Raw genomic sequence first — 15,386 nt, forward strand, 5'->3', positions numbered from 1 at the left:
TTGAATTGCCCATCAAGTGCGATGCCTACGGCTGGCTACGCCTACGCGATTTTTCCTAACTTATTCAGCAAGCCCTAGTTGAACACAAGCTGGCTGCTTGTGTGAGTTTGTCGCCAATTCGCTCTATTTATACTTGGCAAGGCGAGATTCATGCCGAGTCAGAGTGGCAGTTGCTGATTAAAACTGATTTGGCTAAATTTGAGGCTTTAAAAACAAAAGTTCAGGAGCTCCATTCCTATGAAGTTCCCGAAATTATTGCTATTCCTATTATCGCTGGCAGTGATGCTTATCTCAATTGGCTGGGAAAATCTTTAAGTTTGTAGTCAAGACTTTAGTCCTAAAGTGTCAAATGAAGAGGGACGAAAGTCCCTACTACAAATGCTCACGAACCTAGGAATTATGACTGGTAGGGCCAATGACGCCGATTTTGTGGCGAAAACTTAGTTCGCCGCCGTACCAGCCTGTAATGCCCAGCAAGGTTGCCACGACGATCGATATTGCTAAACCTGTATACACGATCGGCTCAGCCGGATTTCCTTGTCGCAACAGCAGGTTAATCAAGGAAAGTACCATAACCGCCACATTGCCGCCCATGTGCAACCAACCGGCACTGCGCTCGCGCACTCTTTTAACTTTGAAAAACTCTAAAAAGCCGGTGATTGCCGCCAAAATCCCCGCAGCAAAACCCACACCGATCAGCCAAACCGAAGCTCTCGCCCAAAACGGATCGCTTGTCAGCCAATAACCGATGTCCGTGGCGGCGGCTCCTACTAAAAAGGCGATCGGAAACAGTACGATCGCGGGGTGGATCGGATGGCCTGCAATTGCAACTGAACTCGTAATGCCGGCGTCGCGATACTCTGTATCGTGACTTTCAAGAATCGGCGGAATATTGGGATAGGGCGTACTATTTCTGGGATTTGTTTCCATGATTCCTACAGATAACTTTTGTACAACTAAGCCGTTTTTATTGGATTGAACTTAATCCCAAACCCGTTCGCCATTTTCGTCAACGCGGGCCTGCCGAACTACGTCAGAAATTTCGTCGGCGTCTTTGACGTGGTGCAAAGCTTTCTTTTCCCCATCCGGTTCTTCTACGATCACATAAGTTGGAACTGTAACTTTATCTCCCGTGATGTCGGGTACGTTGTCTACCGCCAGTTGCTGCGCTTTTTCTTCAATGGTTTGCGGTTCGTCGGAAATGCGATCGCCCGGATTGGTACTGCGGTTAATATCTTTTTTCTCGTTCGGTTTGTCGATACTCATAAAACCTCTCTGGTGTTTCTAATTTTTTGCTGGTTCTGGGTCTAATTCCTACTATTGAACGAAAAATATGCCTACGCGAACATCTCCCGAGGGGTGGAAGTTTCAGTTATGCCGATCGCAGGGAGCCTCTACCTACAGGAAGAGGTTTTTCGATTGGTGCCGAAAAAACGTAAGCTAAAATCTAAGCATGATATTTTCCTTCCCTTTGAGTTGCCCATGAAAAGTTACGATTGGATTGTTGTCGGCGGTGGAATTACGGGTGCGGCACTGAGTTACGAACTGGCAAAAAAAGGTTTTGCTGTGCTGCTTTTGGAACGAGATGCTACCATGCAAAATGCTACTCGTTTTAGTTATGGTGGCTTGGCTTATTGGTCGGGAACGACTGATTTAACTCGGCAATTGTGTCGGGAAGGTATCGAACGCCACCGCCATTTATCTGCCCAATTAGATGCTGATACTGAGTTTCGCGAGTTGGATTTGTTGCTGACAATTGATGCGGGTAATGATGCCGAAAAAGTGGCGGCTAATTACGCGCATTTTGCGATCGTTCCGCAGCTTTTGAGTGTTGCAGAAGCTGGCGAGTTGGAACCTTTGTTGAATAAAAGTGCGATCGCCGGAGCTCTGACTGTGCGTCACGGTCACATTTCGCCGACTGCCACAAATAAAGCTTATTGTCAAGGGTTTCTGCGGTTGGGAGGCACTATAGAATTTGCTGAAGTAATTGGGTTGATCGAAGAGGGAAATCGGATTTCGGGAGTCCAGACGCTACAGGAAAGTTATACCTGCGAAAATACAGTTATTTGTGCTGGAGGTTGGAGTCGGAGTTTACTGAAGCTGGCTGGTGTTTCTGTGGGAGTTTATTTTACTCGCACGGAGATTTTGGAAACTGCACCTGTGGATTTGAAACTCAGGACTTTGGTGATGCCTGCGGTATTAAAACGTTTTGAATTGGAAGCTAAATCTAGTAAAAATGAGGTGGATTTTATTTGGGATGAACCTGGTAAAGAGTTACAGCCACCGATTTTAGATTCGGGTGCAATTCAATTTAATGATGGGAGTTTGCGGATCGGGCAATTGTCGCGCACTTTGAGCGATTTGAATGCTAAAGTCGATCGCGAAACCAGCGAAACGGCAATTCGTGCAGGAATCAGCAAGGTTTTGCCTGATTTGGCAGGTTTACCGGCAAGTTGGCACGAGTGTAGTGTGGCATTCAGCGCGGATAATTTGCCTGTAGTGGGGCCGATCGCCGATCGCCCTGGATTGCACGTTTTTTCTGGTCTCAGCAATCCTTTGACTATTGTACCTGCTTTGGCTGAGCGATTTGCGAAGGCGGCGGGGGGAGAAGAAGATAGGGCGATCGAGCTTTTATCTCCCCATCGATTTATAGCAGAAGGAAGTTCGGCAACGGATGTAACGGATGTAACGGATGTCAGGAAGAAGGAAGAAGGAAGAAGGAAGAAGGAAGAAGGAAGAAGGAAGAAGGAAGAAGGAAGAAGGAAGAAGGATAGATGACTAATGACTAATGACTAATGACTACTGACTACTGACTAATGACTACTGACTACTGACTACTAACTATAAAAGGCAGCGTGACAATAAATGTAGTACCTTTGTCGATCGCACTTTCCACACTTATTGTACCGCCGTGCAGGTCAACTATGTGTTTGACAATGCAGAGTCCCAAACCCGATCCTTTAATCTTGCCTACATTAGCACCCCGTTCAAACTGCTGAAATAGTTTTCCTTGATATTCCGGTGTCATCCCAATTCCCTCATCTCGAACGCACAAAATTATTTGTTGGTTTTCGCAGCTTAATTCTAAACTTACCTTGCCGCCGTTTGGAGAATACTTAATGGCGTTTGAAAGCAAATTAGTCAGAAGGTGGTGCAGTAGTTTGGCATCGAGATTGGCGTGCAGCGGATTTGTGTGACTGCAAAAATGTACTAGGTGTTTATCGGTGACGATAGGTTGCAGTTCTTCTAAAATAGAATTGCATAAATCAGTCGCATTGATCGGATTTAAATTTAAGGAAATTTTGCCGGATTCTGCTTTGCTAAGCATTAAAATATCTTCCAGCAACCCACTCATATTACTGACGGCTTTTTTAATCCGATCAACATTCTTATTGGGAGTTCCAGAGGTTCTCTGCAATTCGCTATCTTCTAGCATTTCAGCAGATAATTGTATGGTAGTTAAAGGAGTGTTTAAATCGTGGTAAGCCATTGAAATAAAGCGCGATCTATTTTCGCTTTTTTCTGCTGCTAATGCCATTATTTTTTTCAGACTAACTGCTTCTTGATGTTTGCTCAGTGCTATCTTGATAGTGGCGTGCATTTCTCTTTCTTTAAAAGGTTTAAGAAGGTAGCCGTAAGAACCAGTATTTTCGGCTCGCTGCAAAGTTTCGTCATCGGCATAGGCAGTTGTATAGATAATTGGTATATCTAATTCTTGATTAATTATTGCTGCTGTTTCTATGCCGTCAATGTCGCCTTTGATAACTATATCCATTAAAATTAAATCGGGTCTTAGTTCGCGGGCGCGCTGAATAGCATCCGCTCCTGAAGAAACGATATCGGCGATTTGATATCCCAATTTTTCTAATTTAGGAGATAAATTTTTAGCAATTAACAGTTCGTCTTCGACAATCAAAATATTAATTGGTTTTTCGGCCAAACTCATATTGTTACAATCTTTGAAAGTAGTTTAACTCATTAAATTTTAAGTGAAAGGATGTACCAAATTCTCTGGATATTTCAATTGTTCCTTCTAACTGCTCGGTTAAAGTGCAGACAACTTGAAACCCCATTGAGTGAGTTTTCCGAAAATCTAAGTTTTGAGGAAAGCCAATGCCGTTGTCCTTAACTAAGAGGTTGATTTCTTGATCGCCCGTTTGATAGCATTCTACACTAACTGTACCAGTTGTGCCATCAGGAAAAGCGTGTTTCAGGGTATTGGAAACCAATTCATTGGCAATTAAACCGCAGGGAGTAGCAGTTTCAAGATTTAGGGAAATTGGCTCAGCTAATACCTGCAACTGAATTTGGTTGTTGCTAATATTGTAAGAGTGAAACAAGTTACTTACCAAATCTTCGAGATATTCGCCAAAATTAATTTGCGCTAGGTTAGTCGAGCGATACAGTTTTTCGTGAATCAGAGCCATAGAATAAAGGCGATTCTGACTTTCTTCCAACATTTTGCTTACTTGTGGGTCGGCAACTGTGTTCGATTGCAATTCTAACAGACTGGCAACCACGCAGAGGTTGTTTTTGACGCGGTGGTGAATTTCTTTAAGCAAAATTTCTTTTTCTTTGAGGGAGTTTTTTAAATTTGCTTCCGCTTGTTTGCGGTCGCTAAGTTCAGCTTGCAGTTGCTGGTAAAGTAGAGATTGCTGAATGGCGATCGCCAATTGATTCACTAACTGCTGAAATAAATTGATTTCCCATTCTGCCCAATCGCGAGGGCCATCACATTGGTGGGCAATCAGCAATCCCCAAAGTTGGCTGTGCTGAATAATCGGCACTACTAACTTTGCCCTAACTTGAATTTGTTTCATAAACTCCGCCACACAAGCTGTAAGGAAGGGAGAATCTAGTTCGGAGATCGCAGAAATTCGCCCTTGCAAATAAAGCTGATAACTATCAGGGGGAAAAACCTCTTCGCCAAAACATCTATCTACGAGTTGGCTGCATCCTTCTGCCACGGCTTCAGCAATGACTCGCCCGCCACCTTCGGGTAAAAGTTGATAAACCAAAACTCGATCGGCTAATAATACTTGCTGGAGTTCCGCAACCGTGGTGTTGAGAATTTCCTCTAATTGCAAAGACTGGCGGACACGACGGGCGATCGCCTCCACAAGCCGTTCTTGCTCGAACTGCTGCCCCCTAGCGAGTTCGGCGTATTTAGAATTGCTGATATCAGCGGCGTAACCAATAATTTCGATCGGAATGCCCCTGCTGTCAACCAATAGTTTTAGTTCCGTCCTTAGCCAGCGGTAAATTCCGTCTTGGTGTAGAAAACGATACTCGGAAATGCAATTTTTTTCTGCAGACAAATCCGAAAAGTTTACTAGAAATTGTGGCCGATCTTCAGGGTGAATCCTACTAGACCAAAATTTACAATCTGCTAACAATTCTTGGGGAGCGTAGCCAAAGATTGTCTGAACGTTGTCGCTGATGTAAGTAGTACAAAAGTCCCCCATCGGTGCGGCTGTAAAAATTACCGCCGGATTAGAACCCAGTAAAAATTGCAGGCGTTCTTTTAACTGCTGAAATTCCATTTCTGCTCGCTTACGATAACTGATATCTTCGATCGCCCCCATGCTGTAGAGAGGAATGCCCTCGCGATCGCGGATCAGCGTCACCGTCAAGTTTGCCCACATCAGCTCGCCATTTTTCTTAATTAACCGTTTTTCCCTTTGGAAACGAGAAATATTGCCGCCGATCAACTGCTTGACTTGCTCCACATCTGCTTGTAAATCTTCTGGATGTGTGAGTTCAGTAAAAGTCATGCTAGCCAACTCCGAATCGCTGTAGCCCAACATCTGGCGGTGAGCTTCATTCACTTTGATCGTGCGGTAGTCGCGCACGCTTGCCAAACCAAGCGCGATCGGAGCATCGTCAAATAAGTTACGAAACTTTTCCTCGCTCTTTTGCAGTGCAGCTTCTGCGTGTTTGCGAGCGGTAATGTCTCGGGCGACCCACATCACCCGATCAATCTCCAGCGGCGAAATACTGGCATCAAACCAAAATAATTTGCAGCCAATTTCCATACTGTATTCAACTCTGTGGGTTTGCCCAGATGCCAATGTTTGGCGAATGTGGGCTAGGGCAAAATTAGCTTCCGCTTCTGGGAAGATTTCGGCGAGGGTTTTGCCCAGCACTTCAGGAGCCGGTTTGTACAGCAGTTCGGGAGCAGTGGGGGCAATTTTGAGGTAGCGGCCTTTTGCATCGAAAACCAGGACGATATCCGTCATGGCGTTAAACAGCGCTAGGAGTTCGGCTTCGGAGTTTTGGAGTTTTTCTTCGGTCAATTTGCGATCGGTAATGTCGGTGTCAGTGCCAGTCAGGCGGAAGGCCTTGCCAGAAGCCGATCGGATCGCGCTGCCGCGGGCAAGTATCCAGCAGGTGCTGCCGTCTTTACGCAGCATCCGGTGTTCTATTTGATAAATTTCTGTCAAACCCTCTAGATAAGCATTTACTGCTTCGGCGACTGCAACTCGATCGTCGGGATGAACATGAGACGCCCAATTTTCCATGCGGTTAGGAATCTCTGCGTCCTGATACCCCAACAAAGCTTTCAAAGACGGAGCAATGTAGATTTCGTCGGTTTCCAAATTCCAGTCCCAAACCCCCACTTTGCCGGCCGAGACGGCCATTTCGTACCATTGTGTCCGCTGCTGCACTCGCAGTTCTAACTCTGCATTGAGCTGCTGCAAAGCGATTTCTGCTTGTTTGCGATCCGTGACATCCCGGCCCGCAGCTTGATACTCGACGATTTGTCCGCTGTTGTCGAATATCGCCCGATCGATCCACTGCTGCCAGCGAATTTCCCCGCTCGGCAAAATTACTCGATGTTCGCAGGTAAAAATAGGGTTTTCGGGAGACACAGAAGTATATTGCTGTTGAAAAATTTCTCGGTCTGCTTCTGGCAGCAGCGACATGAAGCATTTGCCGAGTAAGTCGAACGGCTGCCGGCCGAAATAACGGCAGTAAGCTTGATTGACAAAAGTTATTTTACCGTCTGGGAGGTAGCGGCAAATCAGTTCGGTTTGGTCTTCCACAATCGCCAGGTAGCGCGCCTCGCTCTGTCGCATGGCATTTTCGGCATTTTGGCGATCGCTGGCTTTTTCTAGTTCACAATTGCCCTCTAACAGTTCGCATTGTTCCTGGAGTTTTGCCACTTCTTGATGCAGTGCATCGAGCCAGCTATACATTGCTGGGCGAATACTTTTTTCACTGATTAAACCTACGAGCTGGCCCCGTTCATCTACAATTGGCAAGCAATCGATCGAGTATTGACAAAATAGCTTGAATGCGGTAGTAATATCTGTAAATTCTGATTCTTGTAAGACAATTAAATTCCGCGTCATTGCGTCGCCAACTTTCATGTCTTGCCATCCGTATTCGGCCGCGGCTAAGTTCAGCACATCTTCCGGGCTTAGCAGTCCGACTAGCTGATTTTCATCGACAACTAAGACGCAATTAATCGATGCTTTTACACTTTCGTTTGAGTCGGGAAATGCAGGTGAATTAGGCAGTGGGCAAGGGTGGCTCGCCCGACGCATCAGGGCGATCGCCTCTGCGAGCGAAGTTGATGGCGCAACCGTGGCAGGGTGGCGATCGACAGCTTCGTCGGGCGATCGTAAATTTGCCGACAAATTAGCTAGTTCCATTAGTATTGGTCAAAAAGTATTGCTAATTAACTTTAGCAATACTTTTAGTCATCAGCCAGATGACTGATGACTGATGAGCTGCCTGATTTTCGACCAATGAGAATATAAGTTTTCATTACACCTTTGCCTTTAACTTCAATCATTCCTCGCTCCTGAAACAAATATTTGTTTTCCAAAAATTTATAAGTAGTTTCGCTCACTTGAATCCGCCAAGGTAAACCCTGAGATTCCATGCGGGAAGCAATATTTACCGTGTCGCCCCATAAATCATAAATAAACTTCTTTATACCAATTACTCCGGCAACAACCGGGCCGCTGTGAATGCCGATGCGGATGCTAAAAAACTTATTATTTTTAGCATTAAATCGGGCTATTTCGGCTTGCATATCTAGGGCAATTTGGGCGATCGCATCTGCGTGGTCGGCCCTGGGTTCAGGCAGTCCTCCTACTGCCATGTATGCGTCGCCGATGGTCTTAATTTTCTCTAAACCGTGCTGTTCGCACAAAACGTCGAATCCTGAGAAAATCTTATTTAGGAGATCCACAAGTTCGATCGGATTCATGACAGCAGACAAAGCAGTAAATCCCACAATATCTGCGAACAAAACAGTCACTTCAGGAAAGTATTCGGCAATAGTAGTTTCGTTTTGCTTGAGACGTTCTGCTATTGCCTTGGGCAAGATATTTAACAGCAGCTTTTCGGATTTTTCTTGCTCTTCTCGCAAGGCATCTTCTGCTTGCTTGCGTTCCGTTATGTCCTGGTAACTCCAGACTCTGCCGATAATTTTATCTCCCAGCCGCTGCGGTTGCGAATAGCGTTCAAAAAATCTGCCGTCTTGAAATTCCAACAAATCGTAACTTTCGGCTTCTGGCTGCTCGTAAAGCAATTCTCTTCTCTCTTGGAATGCTTGGGGGTCTTTGAGTTGGTTCAGGAGAAAAGCGTTCAGTGTGGCGTCGTCTCGCAGTGCCATCACTTCATTAGGTATGCCCCACATTTCCACAAATTGTCGATTGAAAGTGACTATTTTTCCGTTCCTGTCAATAGCTAAAATACCGTCTGCAGTAGAATCAAAAGTTGCTAGCAGCAGGGACACAGATTTACCGAGGGCGTCTTCTGCCATTTTTCTAGCAGTAATATCTCGCAAAATAGCGCGAATCGCTACTAGGAAGCCTGCCGAAAATTTACAGCTTATGCTGCCTTCTAGCAAGATTTTTTCATGATTTTTAGTTATAAATATTATTTCGATCGAGGCTGGATATAATGTATTTTCATTTACAGTTTTTTGGGTAATAGCTTGATACAATATATCCATAGACTCTGGGGAACTGTTCGGATGAATGATATCAAAAACAGTCATTTGAGCAATTTCTGCTTCGCTGTAGCCCAGAGTTTCCCGCCAAGCCCGATTTACATACAAAAAATGACCGTCCGCTCCTATACTTTGAATTAAGTCAGTAGCATTTTCAAATAAGTCTCGCAGTTGTTCTTCGCTTTCCCGCAAAGCTATTTCAGCTTGTTTGCGCTTGATAAATTGACCGAGTTGGCTGCCTATGGTTGCCATTATTTGGAGTAATTCTTCATCAAAACACTGCACTTCGCGGCTGAAGAAAATCATCACCCCTAACACAGACTTTGCAGAATTTTCAGGGTCGTAGTCGCCCGAAATTGGAAAACCAAAAGCTCCGTGCAGCCCTTCTTCAGCAGCGATTTCGCGGCGCAAACAACTGTCGCTTTTTGTGACATCGGCAATCCACTGAGAGGAACCGCTAGCCCAAACGAAACCGGGTAATCCTTCGCCAAACGCACAAGTCATTTGTTCGGTAAATTCGGCAAATTTGGGGATAGAAACTGAGCGTTTTGTCCAACGGGCGACGCACCGAAGCAAATTGGGGTCAGAAACCCCAGTTATTCTCGTAGTTTCTGACAGCAGTTTTTCCCCAGATTCTGGCATCCAAAGTTCGGCAGTATCCCATCCCAAGCTGTCACAAATTACGGGGAGAATTGCTGCTATAGCTTTTTTGATTGTTTCGGATGCCGACAGGATACGAGTGGTGACGTACTGAGTTATTTGTCGTTTGCGGGCCCGCTGTCTATCTGTGACATCGCGGCCGATGTAAACGAAATCTTGAACGGCCCGCCCAGAGCCAGAAAAACCTTTAATGTCAGTCGAAATGGCCGTACAGGAAAACGAAACTGTGAGCTTTTCTCCGCTTTTTGCCGTGCAAATTACTTCGGCGTTAGTTTGCAATTGTTGAGGTTCCTCTTGGCTGACTGCTTGCAAAGAGGAGCCAAAAGCAGCAAGAGCATCTATTTGCTGGCCTACTAATTCTGATTCGCTGTAACCGAACAAATCTTGAGCCGCTTGATTGACTTTTTTAATCTTTCCCGAGGCTGTTGTTACCAACAAAACTTCGGCCATTGAAGTAATAATTTTTTCAACATAATTATTAGTAGCCGCTAAGGTACTCAATAAAATATCCATTTCATTGGTAGCTTGCACTAGAGTTTGTTCTAACGCCATCCTGTCGCTTACGTCTTGAAAAAATATAATTAATCTCTGATAATTCTCGTCATTTGTGAACTCCACGATATACATATCAAAATAAAGCTGCGAACCATTTTCTAATAGTCGCGTCATTGCTTTTAATTCAAAATTTGGCAAACGTTTTTCAAAAATATCGATTAAAATTTCTTCAGTTCCCACCAATTCGGGAAAGGGAATGCGGACATCCTTGCCAGCGACTACTTCCTCGGGACAGTCGGCAAACCGCTGCACTTTCAGAGAGATTTCTTGGATTACAAAGTTTTTATCCAGTGCTAGGTACTCCAAGTGGTGAGGAACTAACAGTTTTTTAAACAAGGTTTTCATGTGAGGTTTTTAGTATTGAAGGCGCCCTCTGGATTAATTATCTAAAATTAAATTAATTAATTAATTAATCTCGGTTTATCAAATGGAATTCTGACTATAAAGGTAGTGCCTAGCCCTATCTCGCTGGAAAATTCGATTTGACCCCTGTGCAATTCTACACACTGTTTGACTATGGATAAACCCAGTCCTGTACCGGGTATTTTTCCGACATTTTTGGCTCGATAATAAGATTCAAAGAGTTCTTCTTGGTCTTCGAGAGGAATGCCAATGCCTGCGTCTTTAATTTTAAATGTAACTTCTTGATTATTCTGACAATTTAATTCAAAATAAATATGGCTGTCGAGGGGTGAATATTTGACAGCATTTGACAGCAAATTTGTCAAAATGTGCCGCAGCAATTTTGGATCGAGTGCGGGCAACTGTTGCGTTTCCTGCGACTCATTATCATTTTGTTTCGCGGGCGTAACTAATTCTTGATAAATAAAGTTAATTGTATGATTTTTTCCATAACTAATTTTAATTGATTCTACTAACTCGCTGCAAAATTTTTTTAAGTCAACTGGTGCGGGATAGAATTCGAGTTTTCCTGCTTCGGCGCTGCTGAGCAACCGCACGTCCTCTAATAGCTGAGCCATTTGTTGAGATGCTGATTTAACGTGCGCGAGGTATTGTTGTTTTTCCGCGTTCGTGATTTCGTCGCCGTAGTCTTGGAGAATTTTAGTAGCAAATAATACTGTACTTAAAGGATTGCCGAATTCGTGAGCAATCATCGAGAAAAAACGAGATTTTACCTGTCTGAGTTCTTGCTCTTTTGCCAAAGAGCCGCGAATTTCTATTTCTTGTTGTTTGCGTTCTGTGATGTCCCTGCCTATATAAATGAAATCGTAAAGTCCCTCTAATTCTGTCTGAATTGCCGAACAGGAAAATTCTACCCAAAGTTTTTCTCCTGCTTTAGTAGTGCAGACTATTTCTAGTTCTCTACGCAGCTCTTTCTGAGACAGAATATAGCGGTGGCGAGCTTGGTAAATTAATGTTTCTTCGACTAATATTAAAGACAGGGGGTTGCCGATCAATTCTGCTTCGCTATACCCAAATAACCATTGGGCCGATTGATTAATTGTTTTGATAGTTCCTAGTGTTGTTGTCACCAATAAAGCATCGCCCATCGAACGAATAACTTTATCTATATAATCTTTAGAAGCCGCTAAGGCGCTCACCAAAAGATTAGCTTCATTCGCGCTCTGAATCAACGATTGCTTCATCACCATCTTTTCGGTGGTATCTTCAATCAAAATTAGCAATTTACTCGGCACATCTTCTTGTTCTTCTTCATATTTGATAGCCAACATATCAAAGTATAAAGGGCGGTTCGGGTCGGCAAACCGAGCGATACCTTTGACTTCAAAACCTGGCAGCCGTCCCATAATGATAGACATGAGGATATTTTCAATGCCAATCAGTTCGGGAAAACTCAGGCGAGCATCTACACCTGGTATAGCCTCGCCCGGAGTATCGGCATAATGCTGCACTTCGGCGGAGGTTGCCTGAATGATAAAATGGTGATTGACTACAAAATACTGTGTTTGTCGCGGGCCCAACAGCTTTCTTAACAGGGGGTTCATGCTTGTTCTACCATTGTGTAAGCTAGTTTGTAGAAAATTTCGTCAACGTCTTTGCCTGTTTTAGCAGATGTCGTGCAAACTGCTATTACTTTGTCTTGACCTATGGAATGGGACATTTCCACTAGCAGCGCCAATTTTTCCTCATCAATCAAGTCTACTTTGTTCAAAGCGACGATAATTGATCCTTTAGGATTGACTGAAGAATAAAGCTGAATGTGTTCGGAGATTCGCTCAACAGTTTCCGAGCGGCTGACATCGGCAACGATTAAAACGCCGCTAGCTCCCTGCAAGTAAGTCGGTGCTATTCCTTTGAATTTTGTATGCCCTTCTAAGTCCCAAATTAGTAACTGTGCAGTCACGTTTTCCCGCTGTTTTACGTCTTCTAATTCTACGTTTTTGCGAGAAATTTTTACTCCCACGGTGGAGAGGTATTGGTCGCTGAATTGCCGATCGACAAAACGGCGGATCAGGCTGGTTTTGCCCACGCCAAAATCGCCGATCATACACATTTTTTTAGCGATAGTAACTGACATAATTATTTACTGTTTATGGTCTTAGTTATTGGTTCAAATACCACGCATCTGCTTAAAAGTCGTGGTTGATTGGGTTCCACGTCGGCAGGAGGATGGGGGATGCCAACCGTTTGGAGGCGCTTCGGGTCAGCACCTTGCCGCACTAAAGCATCTCGCACTGCTGCGGCACGCCTGAGCGACAACTGTTGATTTGTAGCAATTTCCCCAGTTCGATCGCTGTGCCCAATTATCTTAATCTGTTTTTGAGGATATTGATCCATGAATTTTTTGACACTGGCGATCATTTCTCCATGTGTAGAGTCTAATGTTGTCGTTCCTTGCTGGAAGTAGATGCGGGTTGTAATTTTCAGCGGCTCTAATTTAACTGTGCTAATCACCGATTGAACACCGGGAATTTGCTTCAGGGACTGAGCTATTTTCTGTCCCTCTGCACCCTCTCTAACTGTCCCCTCTACAGTCACTTTACGAGCGCCATACCGCGTAGAAATAGAAACGCCCTCCCTCTGATTCAAAACGGCGGTAATCCGCTGCACCTCGGCCGCCGTCAAAACTGGATCTGGGGGAACATCTACAGCTACTATTCTATTATCTAATTGCAATTTCGGTGCAGTTGATGCGGCTATTTTTGCAGCTTGTGCCCGCAATTCTTGATTGGGCAACTTTCCGGTTAGCTTTAAAGTTTTGCCATCAACTGCCACATCTAAGCGGTAAACTGCTAATTCGGGAGTCGAGCCTAAAGCTGCGATGGCATTGGCTTCGAGGCGGCGCTCAACGCTGCTGCGGTACTGATAAATTCCCCAAGGTACTAAGATTAAGCTCAGGGTGGCTAAACCGATACCCACTAGGGCGATCGGGGGTTTTTTTGATTTTTCCGTTTGTAGCGGGTCGAATAAAGTTTTTATACACGGGTGCAGCGACTCCGGTATAGTACCGGGGTCGCCGTTAAACTCGTGAATTACTTCACCATAATTAAGAATGAGATTACTAACGGTTTGTCGTAGTTTTTGGATAAACAAGTTTGGCGGTTCTCCTTTAATCACGACGGCCATGTAGCAATATCCCGCTACTTCTAGCAGAATTTTTGAGTCGCCGTATTCAATTTGATTTAGTTCGGAAGATTCTCCCGGCCGCACGATGCACTCGTTAACAAAGCTGCGAATAGCTGTGAGCATTCCTGCTACCATTTCTGATTCTAAGTGGTAGCTTTCTGAGTTTTGAACTTCGGAAATAATCAAGCCTGATGCTTTGTGAATTAAGAATGCTGATTGGACGGTGAAGGGTACTGATTCTTGGAGGATTAATTCAGCTTCGGAGACTCCTTGTACTTTGGAGCGAATTTTTCTCTGGAATCCTTCGACGCTGATGGCATTTGACACTTTTTCATTGATTGTCTTGATAGCTTCTGCCATGTATCGGGAAATTGTACTGCCAATTACGGGATAGAGCGCATCCACCATAGAGTCGCGTTCGAGTTTTATTTGGGCTGTAATCGCTTTGCCCATTTCCGGTGCAAGGGCTTGGGCGATCGACTCTTGGTCAAGGCGAATTTGCTCTTTAATTGCCAGACCGATTTCTGGGGCGATCGCGTTAGCAATATCCGCTGGCGAATTCACTATTTGTTGAGCAAGTGCCTCGGGAAGCAGCTCAGCTATTGCCGCACTCATTGCTGACTTGTTTTCCTGAGTTTTTGCCCTAATCACTTCGTCAATAATTGGGACGATCGCGTTGACAACTTCTTCTCTGGAATCGGCAATTTTGCGGCTGAGAATTTCTGCGATCCAAGGCAACATCAACTCAATCAACTCTTGGGGCTCGTAGATTTGGTGCTCCAATTTTTCTAATTTATCGTCTATTGTTGCCATCAGGTGGCGCACCCCCGGCAAATCGTTTTCAGCCAGCAGACTTTTCACTTGCTCTATATCTGATATTTGCGAGCCAAACATCAGATTTTGCAGCCTTTCCATCGCGCTGTCGGCTTCATTTAAATCCTGTTTAATTTGGCCTAATATTTCTGTCGGCTGTTCTCGTAAGTTGGGAATTTCTATATCCGAAGCCACCGCAGCATCTAAATATCCCGTTTCTGGTGGCTCTGAGACGGTGGAAACTATGGGATTATCGGGAATTTCCGAGAATTTTGACTCGGTTTCGGGAGGGGAAACATCTTGTTGCCGATCGAATCCGTGGGATTTTTGAGCCTGTACGTACTGTAGAGAATCTTTCATTGTCAAGTTAGACAATTCTTCGACAGGCTGTGATTCCTCCTCCAAATCCGGCTGGGCGATCGCTGAAACATCTATAGTTTTAGCTGATGAATAGTCTTTTTCCAGTTCTGAAGTGTTGAGTTTGTGAGTAGCGAATAGCAAACTTTTGATCTCGTCTGCAACAGCCAGGGAATCGCCCGACTCCGGTTTGCGATCGCCAGTTTCGGGTACACTCGCTGCAACTTCCTCTGGCGCTTGCTCAGAAATACCTAACAAATCCATCAACCCGCCGAGGGCCCCAGCTTGATTTTTTTCGTCGCTGCTGTCATCTTCGGGCTCTGCATTTTGCTGGTTTGAACCCGCAATAATTTTGAGATCGACTAAAAGATTCAGCAAGGGTTCTAGCTGGGTTGCTGCATCGGCAGCAGACTCGTCAGGTTGAGAAACAAAACCCTCTAACTCATTTTCGTCAGCCGGATTTTCTTTCGGTAAAGCCATGCGT

At 44.6% G+C, this 15,386-nt stretch carries 10 protein-coding genes; 2 read left to right on the forward strand and 8 right to left on the reverse strand.

What is annotated here, in order from left to right; all coding sequences use genetic code 11:
* The first annotated feature begins 62 nt into the window (after positions 1 to 62).
* Positions 63 to 323 carry a divalent-cation tolerance protein CutA gene (gene cutA, locus QUA36_RS17175; RefSeq protein WP_333458531.1) on the forward strand — a complete coding sequence of 87 codons (261 nt, stop codon included), beginning with the start codon at positions 63 to 65 and terminating at the stop codon, positions 321 to 323.
* 67 nt (positions 324 to 390) lie between these two features.
* Here the strand turns inward: cutA and QUA36_RS17180 are convergent, their stop codons facing one another.
* Both QUA36_RS17180 and QUA36_RS17185 read right to left on the reverse strand, forming a co-directional pair.
* Entirely contained in the window at positions 391 to 930 is a 540-nt protein-coding gene (locus QUA36_RS17180; protein ID WP_333164992.1) for a DUF2231 domain-containing protein, read from the reverse strand.
* 51 nt (positions 931 to 981) lie between these two features.
* Positions 982 to 1,266, reverse strand: coding sequence for a hypothetical protein (locus QUA36_RS17185; RefSeq protein ID WP_333164995.1), 285 nt, complete (start codon positions 1,264 to 1,266; stop codon positions 982 to 984).
* 108 nt (positions 1,267 to 1,374) lie between these two features.
* On the opposite strand from QUA36_RS17185, the gene QUA36_RS17190 reads away from it, so the two are divergent.
* Positions 1,375 to 2,778: an NAD(P)/FAD-dependent oxidoreductase gene (locus tag QUA36_RS17190; protein ID WP_445301443.1), complete on the forward strand. Its 1,404-nt coding sequence runs from the start codon at positions 1,375 to 1,377 to the stop codon at positions 2,776 to 2,778.
* Positions 2,779 to 2,827: 49 nt separating this feature from the next.
* Here QUA36_RS17190 and QUA36_RS17195 read toward each other — a convergent pair whose 3' ends face one another.
* Genes QUA36_RS17195 through QUA36_RS17220 form a run of 6 tightly spaced genes read right to left on the reverse strand, consistent with a single transcriptional unit; the run spans position 2,828 to position 15,382 of the window.
* Positions 2,828 to 3,946, reverse strand: coding sequence for an ATP-binding protein (locus QUA36_RS17195; RefSeq protein WP_333164999.1), 1,119 nt, complete (start codon positions 3,944 to 3,946; stop codon positions 2,828 to 2,830).
* A gap of 4 nt (positions 3,947 to 3,950) precedes the next feature.
* Positions 3,951 to 7,658: a PAS domain S-box protein gene (locus tag QUA36_RS17200; protein ID WP_333458500.1), complete on the reverse strand. Its 3,708-nt coding sequence runs from the start codon at positions 7,656 to 7,658 to the stop codon at positions 3,951 to 3,953.
* Positions 7,659 to 7,702: 44 nt separating this feature from the next.
* Complete coding sequence (locus tag QUA36_RS17205; RefSeq protein WP_333458501.1) at positions 7,703 to 10,528, reverse strand: adenylate/guanylate cyclase domain-containing protein; 2,826 nt, start codon at positions 10,526 to 10,528, stop codon at positions 7,703 to 7,705.
* A gap of 56 nt (positions 10,529 to 10,584) precedes the next feature.
* Positions 10,585 to 12,150 (reverse strand): PAS domain-containing sensor histidine kinase, encoded by a 1,566-nt coding sequence (locus QUA36_RS17210; protein ID WP_333165006.1) that lies wholly within the window; start codon positions 12,148 to 12,150, stop codon positions 10,585 to 10,587.
* Entirely contained in the window at positions 12,147 to 12,683 is a 537-nt protein-coding gene (locus QUA36_RS17215; RefSeq protein WP_333458502.1) for a Rab family GTPase, read from the reverse strand. The genes QUA36_RS17210 and QUA36_RS17215 overlap by 4 nt, the downstream gene beginning before the upstream one ends.
* Before the next feature lie 2 nt (positions 12,684 to 12,685).
* Positions 12,686 to 15,382: an OmpA family protein gene (locus QUA36_RS17220; protein WP_333458503.1), complete on the reverse strand. Its 2,697-nt coding sequence runs from the start codon at positions 15,380 to 15,382 to the stop codon at positions 12,686 to 12,688.
* Between the last annotated feature and the right edge of the window lie 4 nt (positions 15,383 to 15,386).

It is taken from the genome of Microcoleus sp. Pol10D4 (assembly GCF_036701555.1).
In the GTDB taxonomy this organism is placed as follows: Bacteria; Cyanobacteriota; Cyanobacteriia; order Cyanobacteriales; family Microcoleaceae; genus Microcoleus.